Consider the following 781-nt stretch of genomic DNA (forward strand, 5'->3'; position numbering starts at 1 on the left):
ACGAAGCGCCGTTTTGTTCAATCAGCGTCAATTTACGTTCGCGCAATGCGAACATGTAACCCAGTAGCCCACCTAGTGTGTTGCCCAGCGCAATACCGATGAACAAGCCTTCAATGCTGTACATTTGGCTGCCAACCCATGCAGCAGGCAACGTAAACACGAATAGACGCATGAAGCTCCATTGGAAAGCGCGTAGCGGCTTGTGCATCGCATTCAGCCCACTCACCAACATCATCACAATACCTTGGAAACCATAGCTAAATGGAACCACGAGTAGATAGTGCCAAAGTAGATTCTTTACTGTTTCTTCTTGTGAAAATAACGCCGCTAAAGGAATGCTCAATGGCACCATCATCAAGAAGATAAACCCTTGGAACACCACAGCAAAACGCATGCTGAGAAACAAACCAGAGAAAGCGCGCTGAGGATTTTTTGCCCCTAAGTTCTGCGCCATAAATGGCGTGAGTGCGGAGGTCAGCGACATCAACACTAAGATCAGAATCGACTCAATACGCTGCGCAGCGCCGTAAGCTGCCACCGCTGCCGTGCCGTGGCTAGATAGCAGCATCATCAAAATCGCGCCCGACAACGGATTCATCGCATTGGATAGCGCTGCAGGGGTGCCAATTTTTAACGTCTGTTGCCAATCTTGTTTCAATGAGGCCCATTGAGGTTGTGCGAGCAGTTTTTCGCGTTTAACCAGCACATAGAAAGAGCCGCACAAAGCGCCTAGCCAACTAAAGGCACTCGCTATAGCAGCGCCTTGAATGCCAAGTTCTGG

General features: G+C 49.6%; 1 protein-coding gene. It reads right to left on the reverse strand.

Annotation, left to right across the window (positions count from 1 at the left end; all coding sequences use genetic code 11):
* Nucleotides 1–781 (reverse strand): MATE family efflux transporter (locus R7040_RS25915; protein ID WP_318097494.1); only part of this gene is annotated, 781 nt, incomplete at both ends.

The organism is Vibrio sp. 1069, assembly GCF_033340555.1.